The organism is Pseudohalioglobus sediminis (assembly GCF_008370495.1).
In the GTDB taxonomy this organism is placed as follows: Bacteria; Pseudomonadota; Gammaproteobacteria; order Pseudomonadales; family Halieaceae; genus Halioglobus.
On sequence record NZ_VTUX01000012.1, the window covers coordinates 1 to 22068 of the forward strand.

The window sequence follows — 22068 nt, forward strand, 5'->3', positions numbered from 1 at the left end:
AGCGACGTAGTCATCCAGGGTGTCAGGCAGCAAACTGCCCTGTTCTCGAGACTCTCCATCCAGATGGCGCATAAAAAAATACCCGTATCTTGCGATACGGGTATTTTGTCAGACCCCGGAGGTGTTTTCACACAGTCTCTATACAGCGGGCCTTTTTTTTGCCCCGGCAGATGCGCAAAGCCTTTGATGCAGGTCAAGGGGCGTGCCAGTGGCGCCCCCGGCGGCCCGGGGCTATGGTTCAATGAAGCAGGTTCATAACCGGAGCGGCACCGGTGGAAGTTTTCGAGCGAGCAGACCTGGCGGCGGCCGTTGTCACCGCCGGCGGCCAACACGGGAACGACCCACACAATGCGCTACAGGTTTGCCTGCAGTTGCAGCAACAGTTCTCTTGTGTACCCGCAGATGCCGTGCCGATGCTTGCTCACCAGCTGCACACAACCACCGGGCACATCACCAGCCTGGTCTCCTTTTACAGCTTCCTCAGTGAGACCCCGCGCGGCCTTTATGACCTGTACATCAGTGACAGCATAAGCGATCACATGCAGGGCAGCCGCCAGCTGCTGCACCGACTTTGCCTGGCCCTGGGCGTCAGGCCCGGCGAACCCCGCCTCGACGGTCGGGTTACCGTCAGTCCCACTTACTGTACCGGACTCTGCGACCAGGGCCCTGCGGGACTGGTGAACGGCCACCCGCTGACTCGCCTGGACGATTCGCGCATCGATACCATCTCAAGATTGATCGAGAACGCTGTACCGCTGGACCAATGGCCACGCGAGCTGTTCACGGTCGAACACCGGATCTATCGTCGCGACCTGTTGCTGGGCACGCCGCTGGAACGGGGTGATGCCTTGCGCAGCATCGCCGACCAGACGCCCGAGGAAGTGTTGCGCGAGCTGGCGGCATCGGGCCTGAACGGCAGGGGCGGCGCGCGCTTCCCCACTGCACTGAAGTGGCGTATGTGCCGGGAAGCCAGCAGTGAGACGCGATACGTGGTGTGCAATGCGGACGAGGGTGAACCGGGCACCTTCAAGGACCGCGTGCTGCTGGCGGACTACGCTGATGACGTCATCGAGGGCATGACCGTGTGCGCACGCGTTATCGGTGCTAGAGAGGGCTTCATTTACCTCCGCGGGGAGTACGCCTGGCTCAGGCCCCACCTCGAGTGGGTGTTGCAGCGGCGCCGCGGCAACGACCTGCTGGGGGACGCCATCCTGGGTGACAGCAACTGGCAGTTCGATATCAGCATCCATATGGGCGCCGGCGCCTATATCTGTGGTGAGGAGTCGGCGCTGATCGAGTCACTGGAAGGTAAACGCGGCACACCCCGCAACCGGCCACCCTACCCGGTCACGGCGGGATACCTGCAACAGCCCACCGTGGTCAACAACGTCGAGACCCTGTTTTCAGCCGCCCACATTGCCGCCCGGGGTAGCGCCTGGTTCGGCACCTCCGGCGCCGGTGGCACCAAGCTGCACAGCGTCAGTGGCCATTGCGAACGGCCGGGCATTTATGAGTTTCCCGTCGGCTGCAGCGTCGGGGAAGTCGTCACTGCCGCCGGTGGTGATGGGGCCATTGCCGTACAGGTAGCCGGTGCCGCGGGCGAATTACTGCTGGCAGAGGAGTTTCAGCGCTGTATCGACCTGAACACGCTGAAAACCAGTGGCTCTTTTATCATTTTTGGCCCTGATCATGACCTGTTCACCACCACGGCCAACTTCACGCGCTTCTTTGCCCACGAAACCTGCGGTTTTTGCGCCCCGTGCCGGACGGGAACCCAGCTGGCGCGTTCCGTGGTCGATCGCATGGCCGCGGGACGGGCCTTTGGCCGGGATCGCGAGGCCATAGACCGGCTTATCGACGTAACCCCCGCGCTCAGCCACTGTGGGCTGGGGGGCACCGCCATGAATCCATTACGCGACCTGCGCGACAAATGTCCGCAGCGCTACCAGGCGCTGTTCTCCGAGGATGACACCTCGGTACTCCACTTTGACCTGGAGCAGGAACTGAGTGAAATAAAAACGCTCACCGGCGAGATTCCAGAGGCCGAACAATGACCGACACCATTACCATTGACGACCACCAGGTGCCCTTTGAAGCCGGGCAAACCATCATGGAAGCCGCGCGCGCAGCGGGGCTTTACATAGAACACCTGTGCTACAACCCGGCGTACCAGCCACACGGTAGCTGCAAGCTCTGCTCGGTCAAGGTGGACGGGGTGATCCAGACAGCCTGCACCATGCCGGCAATCGCCGGGCAGAAGGTGGAATCCGATTCGCCAGAGATGAAATCCCGACGCAAGACCCTGGTCGAGATGATTTTCGCCGAGGGGAATCACTACTGCGCGTTCTGCATCAAGAGCGGCAGCTGCGACCTGCAGGCCCTGGCCTATCACCTGGATATGCATGAAAACAGTTTCAATCATCGCTACCCCGTGCGCGTCATTGATGCATCACACCCGGACCTGATTCTGGACCACGATCGCTGCATTTTCTGTGGCCTTTGTATTCGCGCCAGCCGCGACCAGGACCACAAGAACGTCTTCACCATGGCCGGCCGCGGCAAGGCAACCCGGCTGGCCGTCAACAGCGAGACGGGAAAGCTGGGGGACAGCACCATTGCTGCTGACGACGCCGCCGCACACGTGTGCCCGGTGGGCGCAATCATGCCCAGGCGTGGCGCTTACAGTACACCTATCGGCGAGCGCTATTTCGATGCCAGGGGCATCGATGAGATCGACAACGCCTCAGGGAAACTGTGACGTGATACAGCGCGAGCCCGGACAGAAAATCCGCATTGCCAGTTGCTCACTGGCAGGCTGTTTCGGCTGCCACATGTCCATGCTCGACATCGACGAACTGGTGGTCGAAGTGGTGCACCATCTGGAATACTGTCGCGGCCCGCTCAATGACGTGCGCGAACTGCGCGATGTGGATGTCGGCGTGGTGGAAGGCGCGCTCTGCAACGAAGACAACGTCAAGGTGCTGGAGCAGTTTCGGGCCAATTGCGATCTACTGGTGGCGGTGGGCGCATGCGCCATCAATGGTGGCCTGCCCGCCATGCGCAACCATTTCGGACTCACCGCCTGCCTCAAGGAAGCCTACCTGGACGCGGAGGGCGTGGTGAACCCGGAAATTCCCCGTGATGCGGAATTACCACGACTTCTCAACCGGGTGCGGCCAATACAGGAAGTCGTCAAGGTGGACTACTTCCTGCCCGGCTGTCCACCCCCGGCAGCGGCATTCACCGAACTGTTCACTGCGCTCATCGAGGGCCGCGAACCTGCATTTGACGAAGACATGGTTCGTTTCGACTGATTACCAGCACAGGAGCAGCACAGTGACACGAGACATGGAATCAGCTTCGCAACCGGAGAAACTCACGCGCTATGCGGTCGATCCGATCACCCGGGTGGAGGGGCATGGCAAGGTCACCCTGTTGCTGGACGATGAGCGACGCGTACGGCAGGCGCGCCTGCATATCGTCGAGTTTCGCGGCTTCGAGAAGTTTATCCAGCAGCGCCCCTATACTGAAGTACCGGTGCTGGTACAGCGGTTATGCGGCATTTGCCCGGTAAGCCACCATCTTGCCGGTGCCAAGGCGGTGGACATGCTCGCCGGCTACCTGCCACAGGACCTTACCCCGACGGCCACCAAGTTGCGGCGCCTGCTGCATTTTGGCCAGACGCTGCAATCCCACTCCCTGCACTTTTTCCACCTTTCCTCCCCGGATCTCCTGTTTGGCTTTGAAGACAAGGCCGCGCACAGGCAACTTTCGAGCGTCATCGAGGAACACCCGGATATAGCCCTCAAGGGCGTCAAACTGCGCAAGTTCGGCCAGCAGGTCATCCAGGCGCTGTGCGGCAAGCGCATCCATGGCACGTTCTGCCTGCCCGGCGGCGTAAACAAGCCGCTCTCCGAGCACCAGCGACAGGCCCTGCTGCAGGACGTGGACCAGGTCGTGAGTTGGGCAGAAGGCGCCGTGGTACTGAGTCGCCGCCTGTTCCTTGCCAATGCCGACTACCATCGCCAGTTCGGTACCGTCCACGCCAACAAACTGGGAATGATCTCGCCCAATGGCAGCCTGGAGCTTTACCACGGCGGCCTGCGCCTGAAAGACGCCAGCGGAAAGCTGCTTGCCGACCATATCAACTATCTGGGTTACCAGGACCTGATCCGCGAGGAGGTCAAGGACTGGTCCTACATGAAATTCCCTTTCATCCGCACAATGGGCACCGAGCGCGGCTGGTACCAGGTTGGCCCACTTGCGCGCATTAACAATTGCGACTTCATCAAGACGCCGCTGGCCGAGGAAGCCCGCCGGGAGTTCATGGCCGAGGGCGACGGCGGCCCGGTAAATGCCACCCTGGCATTCCACTGGGCACGCACCATCGAGGCCCTGCACTGCGCAGAATCCATTCGCGCGTTGTTGCGCGACGAAGCGATACGCGGCACCAACCTGATGAGCGAAAAACGTCCCAACGAGCGGGAACAGGGCATCGGCGTGATCGAGGCGCCGCGGGGCACGCTGTTCCACCACTACTGGCAAGACGCCGACGGACTGCTGAAAAAAGCCAACCTCATTGTTTCCACTACCAATAACAACACCGCCATGAACGAGTCTGTGCGCCAGGTCGCCCGCACCGCTTTCGATGGACGGGAAGTCACCGAGGGCCTGCTCAACCAGGTAGAAGTAGCGATCCGCGCCTACGACCCCTGCCTGTCCTGCGCCACCCATGCCCTGGGCAAGATGCCGCTGCGTATAGAGGCCATCAATCCGGACGGCAGCCTGCTGAGCAGCCTGATACGCAACGGCACAGGGAGTTACCAGCGCCCGGTGAGCGAATGACGACGACAGTATTTGCCTGGGGCAACCCATCGCGCGGTGATGACGCCGCCGGACCGTGGCTGGCGGAGGTACTGCGTCGCAACAGGCCAGCGGATGTGTTGCTGGTGGAAGACTTCCAACTTCAAGTCGAGCACCTCCTGGATTGCCGCGCCGCAGGACTGCTGCTGTTTCTTGACGCGCGAGCAGACCCTGCCCCGGGGGTGCTGTTTCGGGAGGTAACCGCCGTCGAGACTCTGTCACACACCAGTCACGCGCTGGCACCGGCTGAACTTCTTGGCTACTACAGCCGCACTTTCCGCGGCGAGCAACCGCCACCGGCCTTTGAACTGAGCGTGGCCGGCAACTGTTTCGAACTGGGCTCACCCATGTCAGCCGCGACGCACCGGGATTGCCAACAGGCGGCCGACTTGATCAACCGGCTACTGCAGCGCCCTGAACCCCGCGCCTGGCGTCAACTGCTGACCCGCAAATGAGCCGACGCCTGCGCGCGCAGACCGGCACTAATTGACCATGCCACGCCCCGAGAGCATGTCATCCATTTGCTGCAGCGCAGAGACGAGTTCCTGCACCGCCAGTTCGGTGCCGCGAAAGTATTCCTCGGCCATGGGCGCAATGGCACACTCCGACGGTAGCGGCTGTTCCGCTTCCAGCATCTGGTAAAGCCTGGGGATAAACACAAACTGCAGCCACTGGGGCAAGCTGAGAGTATCTACACAAAAGGGCTCGTTAGAGGCCAACGCCGCACTCGAGGGGGGAATTTTGTCCCACAGACCGAGCTGGCGTAGCTGGCCCTCGATGTCGATCAGTATTTCTGCCACGTCCGTGCGCATACCTGGCCTCTGTAGTGATATCTGCATTCTAACGCCAAAGCATGGCATTTTTGACCCATGCATCCAGCAAAGGTAATCTTATCGCTGGCGCGGCGGGTGTAGTTCAATGGCAGAACGGCAGCTTCCCAAGCTGCATACGGGAGTTCGATTCTCCTCACCCGCTCCAGATACCGCAGTGCCGGGCGCCTCTCATCACCCTCGCTACAGGAGCGCTTCACCGCCATGCAGGTCGTATCCACCAATAGAGCTGGCCGGCGCTTGATTGAATACCGCGGTAAAGAGTACGCGACCGGCATCTTCAAGACCCCGACACGGGAAGCATTACGGGTGACATGTGCCGGCGTTGAAGGCGATGCTGTCTGCGACCTGAACAACCACGGCGGTGTACACAAGGCTGTTTACGCTTTTTCAATTGGCCACTACCCCTATTGGCGCCAAAAGCTCGGGCAGGCCACGCTGGATGCTGGCGCATTCGGGGAAAACCTGACCTTCAGTGACCTGCCGGAAGAGGACATCTGTATCGGCGATCAGCTGCACATCGGCAACACCCTGCTGCAAGTCAGCCAACCCCGCGTACCCTGCTTCAAGCTGGGTGTCGCACTGGGCGACGAGAGAGCGCCGGCCTTGTTCACGCGCCACCTGCACACCGGCGTTTACTTCCGCGTGCTGGAGGAAGGGAATATCAGCGTTGGCGACCACGCAGAGGTGGCCTACCGACATCCCGTCGCCCTCAGCGTCTACCGCTTGTTCCGTGCCTGCTTCGACAACACCTTCAACGACGCAGCGGAAGTATTGGCAGTCGCGGCCACGATTCCCGAGCTGGCCCCGGAGTGGCAGGAAAAGGTAGTGACCGGGCTCGCGCGCAGGCAGCGAGGCTAACGTGCCAGTTCCAGACGGAACGGAGGCAGCGATTCCAGGATCGCGCGGCCGTATCGCCGGCTAATGACGCGACGGTCCAGCAGCGTTACCCTGCCGGTGTCGCTCTCTGTGCGCAGCAGGCGCCCCGCAGCCTGCACCAGGCGCAGGGCCGCATCCGGCACACTGATTTCCATAAACGGGTTGCGCCCCTGGGCTTCCACCCACTCGGCGAGGGCCGCCTCCAGCGGACTATCGGGGACGGCAAAGGGAATTTTCGCAATAACCACGTGGCGGCAATAGTCGCCGGGCAAATCCACCCCTTCGGCAAAACTGGCCAGGCCGAATATAATGCTGCCGTCGCCCTCATCGACCCGCTCACGATGCCGGCGCAGGATCTCCTGCTTGCTGTAGTCGCCCTGCAGCAGGATGCGCTCGCCCAGCGTCGCAGCAAGCCCCTCGTGTACATCGAGCATCTGCCGCCGTGAAGAGAACAGCACCAGGCTGCCCTCGTCCGGCTGCAATATATCGGGTAGCGTGGCAACGATGGCATCCGTGTGCGCCTGCGCATCGCCGGGCTCGCAATCCATCGCCGGCACGGCGAAAACAGCATTGCTGTAGTCGAATGGGCTGGCGACCTGCTTGTAGCAGGCGTCGCGCGGCGAACCGGAGTGCAATATAAAACGCTCAAAAGAGTTCAGGGCAGTAATCGTGGCAGAGGTAATGACAACGCCCGCTGCCCGGGTCCAGAGATTGTCCTGAAGAATATCCTGCGCCAGTATCGGGCTGCAGCGTAGGTCAAAGCCATACTGTCCGCCGGCAGTAAGCATGGTAATCCAGCGCGCCATCGGCGCCGCTTCCTGCTCGGGGTCCTGTGCATAGGCCTCCCACAGCGCCTGCGCTCCCTCCGAACGTCCCAGCATGCCGCCAACATTGATGTGCCAGGTTTCGATATCGCTCTTTGCCAGGTTGGAGAATTCGTCATCCAGCGCGGCCTCCAGGGCGGCTTCCATACGCGCAAACACGCCGCTGATGTTCTGGAACTGGCTGGCGAGGGTCTGCGCCAGCGATAGCAGGTCCGGCGGGACAACACCGTGCTCAAACCGTATCTGGGGATCGTCGCGAGCGCCATCGAGGTCAACATGCTCAAACAGGCCAGCCACGAGCTGCTCAGCCGCCTGCAGGCTACTCACTGCCTCATCCAGTTGTGCCGGCAACAGCTGCAGTGGCCGCTCCAGCGCGTCCAGGGTCGCCAACAGGGCTGCGCCCTGGGCGAGCGCTTTTTTCGCGTCCTGCAGCCATGCGGCAGTCGTATGCAGACGACAGAAACTGGAGAAGTGTGACAGCGCCTTGTCCGGCAGGTGGTGCCCCTCATCGAACACGTAGATGCTGTCTTCCGGGGGTGCCAGGATCGCACCGCCGCCCAGCGCCAGGTCTGCCAGTACCAGGTCGTGATTGGTAACGATGATGTCAGCGTTCTGCAGTTCGTCGCGGGCGCGAAAGAAACTGCACTGGGAGATATTCGGACAGCGACGCCCGGTGCATTGGGCGTGGTCGGTAGTGACCGGGTACCAGACACCCTCGGCCACATTGTCCGGCCAGTTGTCCCGGTCCCCATCCCACTGGCCGCGACCGAGGGCGTCGATCATCGCATTGTAAATCGGTATTGCCTCATCGCTGGTAGCAGCGGCCATACCCTCTGGTTGCAGGTCCAGCATGCCGCTTTCACCCTGGTTATCCATGAGCAGGCGATCGAGCTTGGACAGGCAGACATAGCGCCGGCGACCCTTGGCCAGGGCGAAGGTGAAATCCAGGCCACTGTGGTGCCTGATATCCGGCAGGTCCTTGTAGACGAACTGTTCCTGCAGAGCAATGGTGGCGGTGGCCACCACCAGGCGTTTGTCCAGTGCCTGCGCCATGGGTATCGCGGTGACCGCGTAGGCAATTGTCTTGCCGGTCCCCGTTCCCGCTTCGATTACGCAGACAGCGGGTGCGTCGCTGGAAGGCGCGCCGGGGCCGGGAATACGGCCCAGTGCATTGGCGATCTCAGCAATCATCTGCCGCTGACCCCAGCGCGGGGTCAACTGCTTGCTGTCCATCAGGCGCGAGTAGGCCTGGCGGATCTCGTCCTTTAAGGCATCGGTCAGCAAGGGTAGTGCACAGGTTCCTGGTCTTCGACCCGATCCAGTTTACTCACCACCGCATTGGCGTAGATCGCCAGGGCGTAGGGTCGTTGCGCCTCGGGCAGGGCATCAATGCGCGCCCTGAACTCGGCCTCACTCACATCGCCATCCTCGCTGTACAGGCCTTCAGGGCGGGGCGCATGTTCCGCGTACAGGATGTCATAGGCATAGAAGTTGGTTGGGTGCAGGCAATACAGGTCGATAATCTGCCTGTCGATCTGCTGCGCGACATGGTCGGCATCCTCGAATTCGGCTCCCAGCGGCGTCCCGAAAGACACATGAACCCGGCCTTTCTGCCCTGAAATGCCGCGGCCGATGGAGGCGACATCTTCCTGTTCGCCCTTCTGGTAACTGCCGGTATTCGCCAACTCGCTGAGCTCATTGGCCTTGAGGGCATCGCAGGGGTCCAGTTCATAGGAAATGGCAACGGGTACAATGCCGAGGCTGGCTATATGCTCGCCGAAACTCTGCGTACTCTTGTCGCGACTCATACCCAGCATCTTGATGACAGCCGGCTCCGTACGATCCAAGCCGTCCTTGGCCCGGCCCTCGCGCTGGGCGAGCCAGACCGGGGCGTTGTCGTGTAGCAGGGAGTGCTGGATGTACCGGGACAACAGCCTGGAGGCGGCCAGCAACTCGCGCGGACCATTGACCGACCGCTTTACGATGAAACTCTTGTTGAGCCGCATCAGGTCAGACACCCAGGGCTTGGTCAGCAGGTTATCGCCAATAGCGATACGCACAGTGTCGTGCCCGCCCTTGTGCAAGGCATAGTTGGTGAAGGCCGGATCCATGGCGATATCGCGATGATTGCTGATAAACAGGTAGGCGCGCGCCGGATCCAGTTGCTCCAGCCCTGATACGGTAAATCCGCCACTGGTGCTCTCTATCATCGCGTCCATATAGGTCTTGATGACCATCTGCATGCTCTGCACATCGCGCACCGACCTTAACTGGCGCCGCAGCGCGCGGCGCACCAGCCACCGCGCCAACCCGGGCCAGCGCGCGTACAACCTGGCTGACTGGAAACTGGCCAGGGCATCGTGGAGCTCGCTGTCCGCCAACAACCGCGCGAGCACATCGGGCACTTCGTCATCCCGGTACGGGCGAATGTCAGCATAGGGGTCAGTCAAGGGAAGTCCTCACCGGGGAAAGCCGATCACCTTACCCAAAATCACCTCCCGCGTCATCATCGTCGCTGCTCAAAAGCGCTGACGAGAGACATCCTTTCTGCTACCCTGCGCCGCTTCAACAACAACGTAAACAACGTACTCTGGAGGAATTATGGAAGCCGCTTCAGCCGCGCTGGTCACCCTCGGCGGGGCCACCCTGCTGGTCAGTTGGATTATGCTGCTGATCACATCCTGGAAGGATGACTATGCCTGGGGGCTTTGCACCCTGTTTCTGCCGCCGCTGTCGTACCTTTACGCGCTGGCCCGGCTGGACAAAGCCGGTGATGCCCTGCTGGTGGCCGTCGCCGGCTGGGTCATGATCTTCTTCGCTGTCGGCTAGTCACTCGGCGTCAGCACTGCGGAGGCCCTTGCCCGGCAACACGGCCTCCTCCTCTCCAGCGCAATACTGCAGAGCAGCCACGCTGCAACATTTCGGGTAACGCGGACCAAAATGTTACCCTTTTTCACAAAATCATTACCAAAAAGTAACACCCTTGCTTCACGGCGCGGCTTATAATGCCTCCTCCTGGCCTCGAGCATTCCCTTTCGGTCAGTCCATAGTGAAATATTGAGGTTATTGTGATGAATTTCATCAAACTCGCGGCATTTGCCGCAATGGCATCATTTGCTGCCGGCAGCCTGGCTGCGAAACCCACCAGCATCGTTTTCGATGCCAACCATGAAACAGCGGACGGCACTGCCTATTCCACCTATTACGTGAAATGCTCCAACGGCAAAAAGCTGGAGTTGACCGCCTGGAACAATCGCAAGAAGTGGTGCGTTGGTGACGCCAGCAGCGAACAGTGCGAAAAGAAACAGATCAAGGCTGCGAAAGCGGCATGCAAGGCAGCCTGAGGCTAGGCACCCAGGCGCCGGACCGTCGCCGCGCCGGCCGCCTAAGCTGAAAGCCTACGCCAGATAGCGCCCTTTGAGTTCGGCCAGTTCGGCCGGGCCCAGACCCAGCGCTTCCCGCAGATAGGTCTCCACGGAATCGTAATTCTGCTCGATACTGGCCAGCGCCCTGGCCAGGTAATCTTCGTGGACCTCCAGCATGGGCCTGATGGCTTCGGCGTCGACGTGCTCCATGCCGTATTTGCGCCGCAGCCTCTCCATTTCGCGCTCGGGACTGAAATAGCGGGCGGTAAGCATGTAGTCGCGCATCACTACCTCGCGAGGCACCCCCAGGGCCAACAGCACCAGCGCTGCTGCAAAGCCGGTGCGATCCTTGCCAGCCGCGCAATGCACCAGGAAACGTGCGTCCTCCAGTTCCAGAATTTCACGGAACATCCGGGCATAGGTCTCGCGCTGTCCCTCTGCGAAGTCGCGATTGATTTCCACCATGAAATCAAACATCGCCTGGCGCTCGAACGCGAGCTTACCTTCCCCCTGCCTGTCCGCCTCCTCGAAGAAGCGGGAATTGCTGCCGGGAATTATCGGCAGGCTTGCCACTCGCAATGGGCGCTCCCCCGGCAGCCTTGAAGGGTCTGTCGCCTGCTCTTCCTCACGACGGAAGTCACAGATCAGGTCCAGTTCCAGACTGGCCAAGAGGTCGATATCGCGGTCGCTGAGTGTGGACAGCTGACCGGAGCGGTACAGGTAACCCCACTTGACCCGCCGACCATCCGCCGTGCCGTAACCTCCAAAATCGCGAAAATTGGGCGTACCCTCCAGGCCGAGCCTGCGCTCTGAAGCCAGCACCTCGTTGCCATGCTGGTCGCTGAGGCGAAAAAAGTGCCGACTGCCCTCCGGCAAGCCTCGCACCCGTGCTTTCGGCTGGCCTGGCAGCACCTCCACGTCGGCCTCGACCGCCGGCTGGATACTGACCTGCGTCTGCGGGTGGCTGGCCTCCCACTCGATGTGATAGTCGCCGTCGGCGTCGCGCCAGATATGTACTGCATCTGAATTCAACATAAGCCTGAATTTCCTAGTTTTGCCTGGCCATTATCGGGGTGGCGCTGCTGCCGGCTCACTCCCCGCGATAGGCGAACACCGATTTGAGCAGGGTGCGAATCAGCGTCAACTGCTGTGCCAGCGCCTCGTCACTGAAGGGATCCTGACCCAACAGGTCCCGGTACATCGGTGCCATCGTCACATAGGACATGACCAGGTTATTGAATGCCATCACCGCCCACGGTTGCAGACCCAGGCGCGACAGGTGGCCAAAGTAGTCACCGTCCATCGCTTCATCGCCGGGCGCCCTGAACATCGGGCTGAACAGTCGTTCGATAATCTCATTGGTATGCGGCCCCCCGGACAGCGCCGCGTGTTGCAGCAGCTTGGCCAGGTTGGGGTTGGCGTGGTGCTGTCGCACGATCGCCTCGACCCACTCGATCACATGCTCCTGGTCCAGTGCCTGCGCGGACTGCAGCGCCTGCAGCGGCCTGCCGAACTCCTCCAGCAACCGCTCCAGCACAGCCTCGTACAAGGCCTCCTTGTTGCGGAAATGGTTGTACAGACTGGGAGAACGGATACCCACGCGATCAGCCACCTCCCCCAGGGAGGTAGCCGCGTAACCCTTCTGCGCGAACAGGTCTTCAGCGGCATCGAGAATGCGTTCAGAGGTCCTCAGGGGGGCTGTATTCTGGCTTATCGATTCGGTCACTATGGGGCGCCACGGGAGGTCCGGCAGCATGGACCGGAACGGTAACTAATAACCATTAGTATACCCTCGCGCCACGCCTGATAACAACGGGCTCGAAGATAAGGCCACAGCGCATCTCAGCCGTCGGCACAGGGCGCTTGCCACGCGTTCATCCGGTTGACAAGCGGCGGGCTAATGTGAATAATCGCGCCTCCTGATTTCCAGACCTCCAGAGGACAACGACAGTGGCCAACTCACCACAAGCCAAAAAGCGCGCCCGTCAAGCGGAAAAGCGTCGCACACACAATGCCAGCCTGCGCTCGCTGGTGCGTACCAACATCAAGAAAGTACTGGCCGCAGTAGATGCCGGTGACTCCGAGCAAGCCAAAGCAGCCTACTCTGCTGCAGTGCCGGTCATAGACCGCATGGCGGACAAAGGCATTATCCACAAGAACAAGGCTGCCCGGCACAAGAGCCGCCTGAATGCCCAGGTCAAGGCACTCTCTGCCTAAGCTTTCACACGAACACAAAAAAGCCGGCTTAACCGCCGGCTTTTTTGTTTGTCTGCCCTGAAGGGCTGAGCCCGGGCGCGACGCTCACGCCACCCCCGCCGCACTGCCAGCTTCACTTCACGCGGCCGTACTGGACGCCGAGTCAGCCGCCGCTTTGTCGTGAAACTCCGCCAGCATGCTCTGCTCATGTGACTGCGCTTCCGCCGTATCCAGGGGGCGCTCCAATGCGGCCCAGTTGATATCGCCATCAGTGGCAAGATTCTCGTATTCGAGGATTCCCAGCTCCTCAAACTTGGGCCGGATCTTGTCGGTCATCAATCCGATGCGTTTCAGGTTCGGCACCACTCGCTGGAACAGCAGGTTGCGGAACGTCGACATCACGAATCCGTCCAGAACCCGACGACGCGCATCCTCCACGTCCCACCCGAAGTGGGCAAAAACGTCTGTGGCGACCAGGCGCTCCCGACTGACCACGCAGGCTTCATAGGCAAACTGTGCACGCTCCTCGCGCTCCTCGTCAGACAGGGTGCCGACAAACTCTTCAAGATAGTTGACGCCAAAGGTGACATGACGCGCTTCATCGCGGGTCACCAGGTAAACCACATCCTTGAGCACGGGGTCAGGCGTGGTCTCCCGGGTTGTATTGAACGCGGACAGCGCCAGGCCCTCGATCACGATCTGCATACCAATAAACTTCATGTCCCAGCGTTCATCGGTGAGAATCTTGTCGATAATGCTCTTCAGGTGCGTATTGATGGGATACATCATGCCGACACGCTGCTGCAGGTACTTGTTGAACACCTCCACGTGGCGCGCCTCGTCGAAGGTCTGCGAACCCGCATACAGCTTGGCATTCAGCGTCGGAGCGCAGGAACACAGCTGCGAAGCCACCAGCAGGGCCCCCTGCTCGCCATGCAGGAACTGCGACAGGCTCCAGGCGTTGCTGTGCATCCAGTACTGCTTCTTCTCCTCCTCACTCAGCGCCATGTAGGGAGGATAGTCGGTAAGATTCATCAGCTCAGCCTGGGTCGCATGATCGATTTCCGGGAAAGGACGGTCCCAGTCGATATCCATTTCCGGGTCCCAGTTCAACTGCTTGCCCAGGTCGTACAGCTTCTTGATGCGGTCATCCTGCACCGTGTAATCCCAGTTGTAGGAACCGGTCAGCGGTGTCTGGAAAATCTCGGCAATATGGTCGACATCGCCTGAGGTGAGGCGGTCTTCCATGTCTGGTGTGATGCCGGGGTTATCAGCGCCGGCGAAGGTCTGGATCTTGCGGGGTGTATTTTCGTGCCATTCTACTTTCATCGTTCTCACCTGGGTTGACGTAACCGAGGCTTCACTATGATCCAAGGTTTTCCGAGCAACAAGGTAAAGTATTGTCATTTTATGGTCATATGTGGCCAAATAGGGATATGCCGACAAGCACGACACCCGCACAGTACGTTCTGATACTTCTCGATCTCGCCGAGCAGGCAGGTTGTGAGCGCGAGCGCCTGCTGCATGACACCACGCTTGCGCGCACGGGAATCGAGCGCATCGGGGCCAGGGTAGAAGACCGGGACTTCACGCAACTCGCTCACAATGCGCTGGCCTTGACCGGCGATGCGGACCTCGGGCTGCAACTGGGCATGCGCATGAATCTCGGCGCCCATGCCATCCTGGGCCAGGCCTTCATGACCTGCAGCAACCTTGGCGAAGCCATCGACCTGTTCATCAAGTACCACCACCTGTTGTCGTCCAGCCTCGACGTGTCATTCACCAACGATGGCGTCGACTGCTGTTTCACCTCCATGGAGTCTACCTACGATCTGCCGCAGCATTTCTCCTACGAACTACTCTACTCGGCTTTCCTGAATACCCTGCGCGGCCTGCTGAATATGCCGGAGCTGGAAATGCAGGTGGATTTACCCTATCCCCCGCCAGACCACGCAGACCGCTACCGGGAGGTATTCGGCGACAGTGTCCGTTTCAACCAAAGCCGGGGCAGCGTGCGTTTCGCCGCCGACTTGATGGCGGCAGCGCTGCCCTCCTCCAACCCGGCCCTGCGCTCGCTTTACGAGCAGGAGTGTGAACGCCTGCTCGCAGACCTCCAGGAGGAGAGTTCCGTCGGCCAGCAGACACTGAGATTGCTGCGCAAACTGGAGGGGCAGTACCCGCAGATGCCCCAGATTGCCCAGATGCTTAACCTGAGCCCGCGCACCTACCGCCGCCGCCTGCAGCAGGAGGGTGAGTCTTTCCAGGAATTGCTGGACCAGGTCCGGGCCGAGCACGCCACGCACTACCTGCGCAACAGTCGCCTGCCACTGTCGACCATCGCCTACATGGTCGGTTTCAACGACACTTCGAATTTCCGACGCGCCTACTTCAAGTGGACCGGGCGCACACCGCGTGAGGTGCGGCGTGAGCACTAGAGCACTGGCTGTGCATGTCGGCTCGGAAGCGGCCGAACGCCTCGCTGCGAACGGCTGGGACGCAAACCTGTTTTCACTGCTTCTGGGCGCGTCCGGCGGGCCGAAGTGGTTTATCCTCGCCCAGCTTGACCGATTCCTGTTCGGGGATTTCCTGCAGCGCAGCCAGCGCCCGCTCTCTGCCCTGGGCTCATCCATAGGCTCATGGCGACACGCCTGCCTGGCACAGGATGACCCGGTCGCCGCCATGGATCGCATGCAAGAGGGTTATCTCTACCAGCACTACCAGAGTGCCCGCCCCAGTGCAGAAGAGATCAGCACGGTCAGCAAGTCCATTTTGCAAAGCACGCTCGGCCCCGGAGGTGCGGCTGCCATTGCCGGCCACACTTCCATCACCAGCCACATCGTCACCGCGCGCGGGCGCGGACCCTCCGGCTCCCAATCCACAGCGGCACTGGCCACCGGTATGGGCGCGGCTGCCCTGGGTAACATGGTAAGTCGCAAGCTGCTTCGGCATCACTTCCAGCGGGTGGTGTTTCACAGCGGCCAGCGCGCAGCGCCAGATCTGGCGCTGCACGACTTCCAGACTGCCTACTGTGCATTACAGGAGCAGACGGTGTTGCCGGCACTTCATGCCAGTGGCGCCATCCCGTTCGTGCTCACGGGTGAGCGCGATATCCCCGGAGCACCGCCAGGACAATACTGGGACGGTGGCATCATCGATTACCACTTCGACCTGTCGCAATTCCAGGGCCAGGGGCTGATCCTGTATCCTCACTTCCGCGACCGCGTGGTCCCGGGCTGGTTCGACAAATTCCTGCCGTGGCGTCACAGGTCAGTTACGCAGGCATCAAGACTGGTGCTGCTGTGTCCCAACGACGCCTTCGTCGCCGGCCTGCCACAGGGCAAGATCCCCGATCGCGGTGATTTCAGTCGCTTCGGTGAGGAGGAGCGTATTCGCTACTGGGAAGACTGCATCGAGGCCAGCAAGGCGATGGCCGACGAATTTGCCGAGCTAATCAGCGGACCGAATCCACTGGCAGGGGTGGTTATCCACGATTGATTCAGGTGATGTGCTCGTCCAGGTAGCGCTGTATTTCACGCCGCAACGGCGCCTCAAACATGGAGGTGAGCAAGCCCAGGCGCACGGACACGTCGATCAGGTCGTCGTGGAAGGACAGCACGCCGTCAACGCCAGCGCCTTTTATCTTCACCCGGTCGCCATCCCAATAGGAACGCACGCCGTGCTCCCGGGCCAGGCTGTCGGCCAAATCCTCGGCAGCGGCCCGTATATCTTCCTTGGGCATGGTATAGGGCTTGGTCAGACGGAATCCTGCCACGGGGTCACCTCATGAGTTTTCGGCAAGTATAGTGCACGACATAGCGCAGTACACGCACTCTCCCGCTTATTCGAATACGCCACCGGCGAGCTTGAACGCCTGACCACAGCACTCTTCGCTTTCCATTCGATCCACGATGGGCGCGGCCTCACTGTAGGCCGCAGTGCGCTTGCCATCAGGAAGATCAAACACCGCAATCGCACGCCTTTGCTCTCCCAGGTGAATCACCGTGTAGCCGGCAACCTCGGCCGGCCCCTCATAGTCGGCAACCAGTTCGCGCACATCACTGGCCTCGCGTACCTGCGCCGTGACATCGTCAAACACCCACCCGTCAGGATTGGGCTCGGTTGACCACAGCGCCACACCCTGTTTGGTCAGCATACCGCTTACCGTTGTCACCAGCCCCACCTCTCCCGGCTGCTGGCGCAGCAACTGCGCCATGCGCGCCGTCGCCTGGTAAACAAAGTTGTTAAGCGGACCGCCGCCGAATGTCATACCGCCGGTGACGGTGAGGTCGCCCTCGCCGGACATGCCGAATTCGTGCAGCTGTGAACGCACCGCCATTGGGAAACAGGAGTACAGCTCGCGCAGGCGGATATCGTCAAACGAGCACCCCGCCCGCTGCATAGCCGTTTCACCGGCTATCCGGAAACCGTGGCAGCGCCCGAGCTCACCGCGGCTGGAAACATTGGACATGAAGTTGGATTCGGCGAACGCCTGCGGGAATACCCAGCGCTCGCGAGGGATGCCCAGTTCCTCTGCCACGGCCACGCTACAGAAGATAAGCCCGGCACCCTGGTCCACGTTCCACTGGCTGTTGTGCAGCTTGGTATAGGGAAAGGCCAGCATGCGATTACCCGGAGAGGGGTCACGGATGGTCTCTGCGGCCACCGGCTCGTCTACCCAGGCGTCCGGATTCTGCGCGGCGATTTCGCTGAAACGGTGATACATTTTGGCCATTTCGCTGCGATGCTGGTCCGGGGTCATGCCCTGCTCGAAGCGCAGGGCGCTGTCCATAATGGCATAGAAGCCCACCGGCATACCCAGGCCTGCGGCTGATTCCACTTCTGACCAGATTTCGTTTTCCGGCAACAGGGCCACGTCCGGATCCGCATCCTGCTGCACCGTCTCTGCGGCCTCCTCCCCGGCGCGGCTGGCGCACTGGGCCCGGTACTTGGCCTCGGCGCCGGTTACCAGCACCACTCCCGTCTCACCCGTGCTGATCTTCTCGCAGGCGCGGGTCAGCAGGGTCTGCTGGGAAACACCGATCTCTGCAAGCACGGAGCGGGCCGACGCGGCGCCCAGGGCGTCCGCGAGCAGCCGCGCGGGGTCACTGTATCCCCAGATACCCTTGGGTACGAGAATTTCCCCTGCCCGGCGCAACAGTTCGGTCGAGCCGGCGTCATCTGCGGCATCGCGCAGAGTGCGCTCCATAATGGCCACCGGTTCCAGGGCCTGTCGATGGTCGGGATTTTTTTGCTGAAAGGCGGCCACACCTACCAACACTGGAGTCGTCGGTTTCATGCTCGCTCCTTGATAAATTCGCCAGCATACCACTCCAGCATGGCAATTTTTTCCTGCAGAGACTTGTCTGCCTCCATCTCATAGACATTGCGGAATCCGATGACGACGTCGGTGACACCCAGTGCCTCCAGCTTGTGGATACCCTCTTCGGTGAAGGCATCCTGGCCGGTAGTAAAAATACGGAAGGGTCGGTCTGCGGTGCCGTACTCTTCACGCAACTGGTTGATGCGAGCGATGAAACCCTGCAGCTGCTGCAGATCGGCCCCCGCGCACATCCAGCCATCGCCAACTCGCGCCGCGCGCTTGAGCGCCACGTCCGCGTGCCCGCCAATCAACAGCGGCGTGGGCGTACCGGTGACCGGACACATCTTGTTGGCCGGCATCTGCAGTAACTCACCCTGGTAACCGAAGAATTCGCCGCTCTCCAGGCCACGCAGGATATCAATCTGCTCATCGAAGCGTTTGCCACGCCGCTCCCAGGGCACGCCGCACACGGCGAAATCCTCTTCCCAGGGGCTGATACCAATGCCGAAATCAAAGCGATTGCCCGACAGTGCCTGGATACCCTGCACCTGCTTGGCAACAACGGGCGCCTGGCGCACGGCCAGCTTGTAGACGAATGTCGCCAGCCTGATCCGCTCGGTGACCGCCGCCATGGCGCTGACGGCGATCAGCGACTCCACGAAGGGGATGCTTTCGAGGAACTCACGCGAGCCGTCCTTGTTGTAAGGGTACTTCGAGCTTGCTTCCTGCGGGTAGCAAATGCTGTCTGGTATAGCGATACCATGATAACCGGCTGCCTCAGCGGCCTGGGCCATGGGCAAGTAATGATCGGGGTCACACATGCCCACCTGCAAACTGAATCTCATTCACACCTCCTGCTGTCTCGCTGTAGAATCCGCCAGAATCGGTCGTCACTGTAGCGGCTGTCGCTCCCGGGGTCTGCAATATCGCGAAAATTGACTGCGGCGGCCTCAAATGCTGAACTCGCCTGCTGTCGATACGAAACCAACTTGGCGCAAGATCAATTTCCCACTTTCAACCCGAGTAATCCAGACATGACCGAAACGGCCCCTGCAGACCGCAATCGCACACAACGCTTCCTGTTCGAGGAAGCCGATATCCGCGGCGAAATAGTGCAGCTGGGCGGAGCCTATCGCGAAATCGTGGAAATCCACCAGTACGCGCCCGGTGTCAGTCGCCTGCTGGGTGAATTCATGGCGGCAGCCGTGTTGCTGGCCACCACCCTCAAGTTCGAGGGCAAACTGGTACTGCAGGCGCGTTCACAGGGCCAGGTACCCCTGATCATGGCCGAATGCGATCACCGGCTGCGCATCCGCGCCATTGCCCGCGGGGCGCAGGAAGCAACAGCAGAACGCTTCGACCAACTGCTCGCCGGGGGGCAACTGGCCATCACCATTGACCCTACCAGGGGCCAGCGCTACCAGGGTGTGGTGCCGCTGGCGGAGCAGTCACTGGCGCACAGCCTCGATGCCTATTTCCGCCAGTCTGAGCAGCTGGGTAGCCGTTTCTGGCTGGCTGCCGACGGGCAACAGGCGGCGGGTATGCTGTTACAACAATTGCCGGCCCAGCTCGAACAGGACAATACGCTCAGGGCCCGGCAATGGGAGCATGCCTGCACGCTTGCAGCGACGCTGCAAACAGCCGAATTGCTGCAACTCGGCGCAGCAGATATCGCGCACCGGCTCTACCACGAAGACCCACTGCGCCTGTTCGAACCGGTCAGCGTCACTTTTGAGTGTAATTGCTCGCGCGAGCGAACCCTGAATGCACTGGCATCCCTGCCGGCCGCGGAAATTCGCGAATTGCTCGAGGAACTGGGCAGCGTCACCATGGACTGTGAATTTTGCAATCAGCAATACCGCTTCGACGAGGCCGATTTGAGCGGATTCATGCAGCCCGACAGCCCCGATCGGTTACATTAATCGGCCTTATGACGGGAATAAGGTAATTGATAGGGCGAAAATTTCGCAATATTCGTCGATTCTGACATAATCATGGCCCCGAAAATTGCCGCAAAAACCGACCGGGTCAACGAGCCTGGTCGTAATACAGGACTAACAATGACCACAACCTCCCCCACCGCCCAGGAACACGTAGACCTGGCTCCCTCACAACTGATCGAAGAAGCACTGAAGCGTGGTGAAGGCATATTGACCGACACCGGCGCGCTGCTGGTAACCACTGGCAAGCGCACCGGGCGCTCACCCGCCGACCGCTTCACCGTTCGCGAGCCCAGCACCGAAGACAGCATCGACTGGGGCAGTGTGAACCGCCCGTTCGATGCAGACAAGTTCGACGCCCTCTGGGATCGCGTGGAGTCCTATCTCGCAGAAAAGGATCGCTTTGTATCGCACCTTCATGTGGGTGCGCACAGTGACCATTACATCCCCGTAAAAGTGACCACTGAGACCGCCTGGCAAAATCTGTTCGGGCGCAATATGTTCATCCGTCCCGCTACTTATAATGGCGGCCGCAAGGAAGAATGGAGCATTCTCAACGTCGCCAGCTTTGCCTGTGATCCCGAGCGCGACGGCACCAACTCTGACGGTGTGGTTATCGTCAACTTCGCCCAGCGCAAGGTCCTGCTCGCAGGTATGCGCTATGCGGGTGAAATGAAAAAATCCATGTTCGCGGTGCAGAATTTCCTGCTGCCCGAGAAAGATGTAATGCCCATGCACTGCTCTGCCAACGTCAGTGAAGACGGCGATACCACCCTGTTCTTCGGGCTATCCGGCACCGGCAAAACCACCCTGTCCGCAGACCCGGAAATGTACCTCATCGGGGACGACGAGCATGGCTGGGCCAAAGGTTCCGTATTCAACCTGGAAGGCGGTTGCTACGCCAAGACCATTGATCTTTCGCAGAAAAACGAGCCCATTATCTGGGACGCCATTCGCTTCGGCGCCATTGTGGAAAATGTGGTTATCGATGAGCACCGACATGCTGACTACTGCGACACATCCCTGACCGAGAACGGGCGCTGCTGCTACCCGCTGGAACACGTTGAAAAGCGCACCGAATCTAACGCCGGTGGCGAGCCGAAGTGCGTTATCTTCCTGACCTGCGATGTCTCCGGCGTCCTGCCGCCGGTATCCATTCTTTCCAAGGAAGCCGCCGCCTATCACTTCCTCAGCGGCTATACCGCCCGGGTTGGCTCTACCGAAGTCGGCGCGGAAGCCGGTATCAACCCGACCTTTTCCACCTGCTTTGGCGCGCCGTTCATGCCGCGCCCCGCGGGAGACTATGCCGAGCTGCTAATGAAGCGTGTGGAAGACTTCGGTTCCCAGGTATACCTGGTGAATACCGGCTGGACAGGCGGCTCCGGCGCCCCGGGCGGAACCGGCTCTCGCTTCCCCATTCCAGTTACCCGCGCCATCGTTCACGCCTGCCAGAGCGGTGCACTGATCGGCGCTGAAACCGAGCATCTTGACATTCTCAACCTGGATTTCCCCAAGGCGATCCCGGGTGTAGACGCCAGGTATGTGAATCCGCGGGATTCCTGGGGTGATGCCTCAGCCTACGACGAGCAGGCGGCAAAGCTTGCCGGCTTGTTCACCGAGAATATCAAGAACTTTGACATCTCGGACGCGATTGTCGCCGCTGGCCCGAAAGCAACGTAAGCATCGCACGCGCTTTACCTAGGGCCCCTCAGGAGACTGTGTAAAAACACGCTCTAGCGGCCTTGAACTAAAAAGCCCAGCTGATTTCAGCTGGGCTTTTCTCTTTTCGGTACCTGATTCTCAGGGGGTGTATTACCTCATCGCCGCCAGCAACCTCGGCACACCCACCTC

Annotated in this window: 22 protein-coding genes and 1 tRNA gene; 14 read left to right on the forward strand and 9 right to left on the reverse strand. The window is 60.6% G+C overall.

Annotated elements, in window-relative coordinates; genetic code table 11:
- Window positions 1–272 precede the first annotated feature (272 nt).
- From F0M18_RS19660 to F0M18_RS19680, 5 genes are read left to right on the forward strand one after another with little or no spacing between them, the layout of a single operon-like run.
- On the forward strand, window positions 273–2054 hold the full coding sequence (locus F0M18_RS19660) for an NAD(P)H-dependent oxidoreductase subunit E (protein WP_223178033.1): 1782 nt from the start codon (window positions 273–275) through the stop codon (window positions 2052–2054).
- A complete protein-coding gene (locus tag F0M18_RS19665) occupies window positions 2051–2758 on the forward strand; it encodes a 2Fe-2S iron-sulfur cluster-binding protein (RefSeq protein ID WP_149613179.1) in 708 nt (235 codons plus the stop codon). The genes F0M18_RS19660 and F0M18_RS19665 overlap by 4 nt, the downstream gene beginning before the upstream one ends.
- A gap of 1 nt (window position 2759) precedes the next feature.
- Window positions 2760–3314, forward strand: a complete 555-nt coding sequence (locus tag F0M18_RS19670) for an NADH-quinone oxidoreductase subunit B family protein (protein ID WP_223178035.1) — start codon at window positions 2760–2762, stop codon at window positions 3312–3314.
- A gap of 22 nt (window positions 3315–3336) precedes the next feature.
- On the forward strand, window positions 3337–4845 hold the full coding sequence (locus F0M18_RS19675) for a Ni/Fe hydrogenase subunit alpha (RefSeq protein ID WP_149613181.1): 1509 nt from the start codon (window positions 3337–3339) through the stop codon (window positions 4843–4845).
- Window positions 4842–5318, forward strand: coding sequence for a hydrogenase maturation protease (locus F0M18_RS19680; protein ID WP_149613182.1), 477 nt, complete (start codon window positions 4842–4844; stop codon window positions 5316–5318). Before F0M18_RS19675 ends, F0M18_RS19680 begins: the two co-directional genes overlap by 4 nt.
- Window positions 5319–5345: 27 nt before the next feature.
- Here F0M18_RS19680 and F0M18_RS19685 read toward each other — a convergent pair whose 3' ends face one another.
- Complete coding sequence (locus F0M18_RS19685; protein WP_149613183.1) at window positions 5346–5675, reverse strand: YqcC family protein; 330 nt, start codon at window positions 5673–5675, stop codon at window positions 5346–5348.
- 92 nt (window positions 5676–5767) lie between these two features.
- Between F0M18_RS19685 and F0M18_RS19690 the strand changes: the two genes are divergently transcribed.
- Together F0M18_RS19690 and F0M18_RS19695 are read left to right on the forward strand one after the other, a co-directional pair.
- A tRNA-Gly gene (locus F0M18_RS19690) sits at window positions 5768–5841 on the forward strand.
- A 56-nt stretch (window positions 5842–5897) separates the two neighbouring features.
- A complete protein-coding gene (locus F0M18_RS19695) occupies window positions 5898–6554 on the forward strand; it encodes an MOSC domain-containing protein (RefSeq protein WP_149613184.1) in 657 nt (218 codons plus the stop codon).
- Here the strand turns inward: F0M18_RS19695 and dinG are convergent.
- Together dinG and F0M18_RS19705 are read right to left on the reverse strand one after the other, a co-directional pair.
- Window positions 6551–8680 carry an ATP-dependent DNA helicase DinG gene (gene dinG / locus F0M18_RS19700; RefSeq protein ID WP_149613185.1) on the reverse strand — a complete coding sequence of 710 codons (2130 nt, stop codon included), beginning with the start codon at window positions 8678–8680 and terminating at the stop codon, window positions 6551–6553. The two genes, F0M18_RS19695 and dinG, sit on opposite strands and share 4 nt — an antisense overlap.
- Window positions 8674–9846 (reverse strand): 1-acyl-sn-glycerol-3-phosphate acyltransferase, encoded by a 1173-nt coding sequence (locus F0M18_RS19705; protein WP_149613186.1) that lies wholly within the window; start codon window positions 9844–9846, stop codon window positions 8674–8676. Before F0M18_RS19705 ends, dinG begins: the two co-directional genes overlap by 7 nt.
- A 151-nt stretch (window positions 9847–9997) precedes the next feature.
- On the opposite strand from F0M18_RS19705, the gene F0M18_RS19710 reads away from it, so the two are divergent.
- Both F0M18_RS19710 and F0M18_RS19715 read left to right on the forward strand, forming a co-directional pair.
- Window positions 9998–10225 carry a hypothetical protein gene (locus F0M18_RS19710; protein WP_149613187.1) on the forward strand — a complete coding sequence of 76 codons (228 nt, stop codon included), beginning with the start codon at window positions 9998–10000 and terminating at the stop codon, window positions 10223–10225.
- A gap of 242 nt (window positions 10226–10467) precedes the next feature.
- A complete protein-coding gene (locus F0M18_RS19715; RefSeq protein WP_149613188.1) occupies window positions 10468–10740 on the forward strand; it encodes a hypothetical protein in 273 nt (90 codons plus the stop codon).
- Window positions 10741–10794: 54 nt separating this feature from the next.
- Here F0M18_RS19715 and F0M18_RS19720 read toward each other — a convergent pair whose 3' ends face one another.
- Window positions 10795–11796 (reverse strand): tyrosine-protein phosphatase, encoded by a 1002-nt coding sequence (locus tag F0M18_RS19720; protein WP_149613189.1) that lies wholly within the window; start codon window positions 11794–11796, stop codon window positions 10795–10797.
- A 55-nt stretch (window positions 11797–11851) separates the two neighbouring features.
- Window positions 11852–12487, reverse strand: a complete 636-nt coding sequence (locus F0M18_RS19725; RefSeq protein WP_188109828.1) for a TetR/AcrR family transcriptional regulator — start codon at window positions 12485–12487, stop codon at window positions 11852–11854.
- Window positions 12488–12711: 224 nt separating this feature from the next.
- Here F0M18_RS19725 and rpsT point away from each other — a divergent pair, with 224 nt between their 5' ends.
- Window positions 12712–12978, forward strand: a complete 267-nt coding sequence (gene rpsT / locus F0M18_RS19730; RefSeq protein WP_149613191.1) for a 30S ribosomal protein S20 — start codon at window positions 12712–12714, stop codon at window positions 12976–12978.
- A gap of 117 nt (window positions 12979–13095) precedes the next feature.
- On the opposite strand, the gene F0M18_RS19735 is transcribed toward rpsT, so the two are convergent.
- Window positions 13096–14286 carry a ferritin-like domain-containing protein gene (locus tag F0M18_RS19735; RefSeq protein WP_149613192.1) on the reverse strand — a complete coding sequence of 397 codons (1191 nt, stop codon included), beginning with the start codon at window positions 14284–14286 and terminating at the stop codon, window positions 13096–13098.
- A 107-nt stretch (window positions 14287–14393) separates the two neighbouring features.
- Here F0M18_RS19735 and F0M18_RS19740 point away from each other — a divergent pair, with 107 nt between their 5' ends.
- Together F0M18_RS19740 and F0M18_RS19745 are read left to right on the forward strand one after the other, a co-directional pair.
- Window positions 14394–15392 carry an AraC family transcriptional regulator gene (locus F0M18_RS19740; protein WP_149613193.1) on the forward strand — a complete coding sequence of 333 codons (999 nt, stop codon included), beginning with the start codon at window positions 14394–14396 and terminating at the stop codon, window positions 15390–15392.
- Entirely contained in the window at window positions 15382–16452 is a 1071-nt protein-coding gene (locus F0M18_RS19745) for a patatin-like phospholipase family protein (protein ID WP_149613194.1), read from the forward strand. The genes F0M18_RS19740 and F0M18_RS19745 overlap by 11 nt, the downstream gene beginning before the upstream one ends.
- Window position 16453: 1 nt before the next feature.
- On the opposite strand, the gene F0M18_RS19750 is transcribed toward F0M18_RS19745, so the two are convergent.
- The 3 genes from F0M18_RS19750 to F0M18_RS19760 all read right to left on the reverse strand — a co-directional run bounded on the left by F0M18_RS19750 (window position 16454) and on the right by F0M18_RS19760 (window position 19122).
- On the reverse strand, window positions 16454–16729 hold the full coding sequence (locus F0M18_RS19750; protein WP_262501007.1) for a polyhydroxyalkanoic acid system family protein: 276 nt from the start codon (window positions 16727–16729) through the stop codon (window positions 16454–16456).
- Window positions 16730–16795: 66 nt separating this feature from the next.
- Window positions 16796–18253, reverse strand: coding sequence for an acetyl-CoA acetyltransferase (locus F0M18_RS19755; protein ID WP_149613195.1), 1458 nt, complete (start codon window positions 18251–18253; stop codon window positions 16796–16798).
- A complete protein-coding gene (locus F0M18_RS19760) occupies window positions 18250–19122 on the reverse strand; it encodes a TIGR03619 family F420-dependent LLM class oxidoreductase (RefSeq protein WP_149613196.1) in 873 nt (290 codons plus the stop codon). The genes F0M18_RS19755 and F0M18_RS19760 overlap by 4 nt, the downstream gene beginning before the upstream one ends.
- Window positions 19123–19311: 189 nt before the next feature.
- On the opposite strand from F0M18_RS19760, the gene hslO reads away from it, so the two are divergent.
- Complete coding sequence (gene hslO / locus F0M18_RS19765; protein WP_149613197.1) at window positions 19312–20199, forward strand: Hsp33 family molecular chaperone HslO; 888 nt, start codon at window positions 19312–19314, stop codon at window positions 20197–20199.
- A gap of 138 nt (window positions 20200–20337) precedes the next feature.
- Window positions 20338–21897: a phosphoenolpyruvate carboxykinase gene (locus tag F0M18_RS19770; RefSeq protein ID WP_149613198.1), complete on the forward strand. Its 1560-nt coding sequence runs from the start codon at window positions 20338–20340 to the stop codon at window positions 21895–21897.
- The last annotated feature ends 171 nt before the right edge of the window (window positions 21898–22068 follow it).

Coding starts and splice junctions, on each gene's coding strand:
- F0M18_RS19665 (WP_149613179.1), top strand. CDS start 2,051: ATGACCGACACCATTACCATTGACGACCACCAGGTGCCCTTTGAAGCC.
- F0M18_RS19680 (WP_149613182.1), top strand. CDS start 4,842: ATGACGACGACAGTATTTGCCTGGGGCAACCCATCGCGCGGTGATGAC.
- F0M18_RS19685 (WP_149613183.1), bottom strand. CDS start 5,675: ATGCGCACGGACGTGGCAGAAATACTGATCGACATCGAGGGCCAGCTA.
- F0M18_RS19695 (WP_149613184.1), top strand. CDS start 5,898: ATGCAGGTCGTATCCACCAATAGAGCTGGCCGGCGCTTGATTGAATAC.
- F0M18_RS19710 (WP_149613187.1), top strand. CDS start 9,998: ATGGAAGCCGCTTCAGCCGCGCTGGTCACCCTCGGCGGGGCCACCCTG.
- F0M18_RS19715 (WP_149613188.1), top strand. CDS start 10,468: ATGAATTTCATCAAACTCGCGGCATTTGCCGCAATGGCATCATTTGCT.
- F0M18_RS19720 (WP_149613189.1), bottom strand. CDS start 11,796: ATGTTGAATTCAGATGCAGTACATATCTGGCGCGACGCCGACGGCGAC.
- F0M18_RS19735 (WP_149613192.1), bottom strand. CDS start 14,286: ATGAAAGTAGAATGGCACGAAAATACACCCCGCAAGATCCAGACCTTC.
- F0M18_RS19740 (WP_149613193.1), top strand. CDS start 14,394: ATGCCGACAAGCACGACACCCGCACAGTACGTTCTGATACTTCTCGAT.
- F0M18_RS19755 (WP_149613195.1), bottom strand. CDS start 18,253: ATGAAACCGACGACTCCAGTGTTGGTAGGTGTGGCCGCCTTTCAGCAA.
- F0M18_RS19760 (WP_149613196.1), bottom strand. CDS start 19,122: ATGAGATTCAGTTTGCAGGTGGGCATGTGTGACCCCGATCATTACTTG.
- hslO (WP_149613197.1), top strand. CDS start 19,312: ATGACCGAAACGGCCCCTGCAGACCGCAATCGCACACAACGCTTCCTG.
- F0M18_RS19770 (WP_149613198.1), top strand. CDS start 20,338: ATGACCACAACCTCCCCCACCGCCCAGGAACACGTAGACCTGGCTCCC.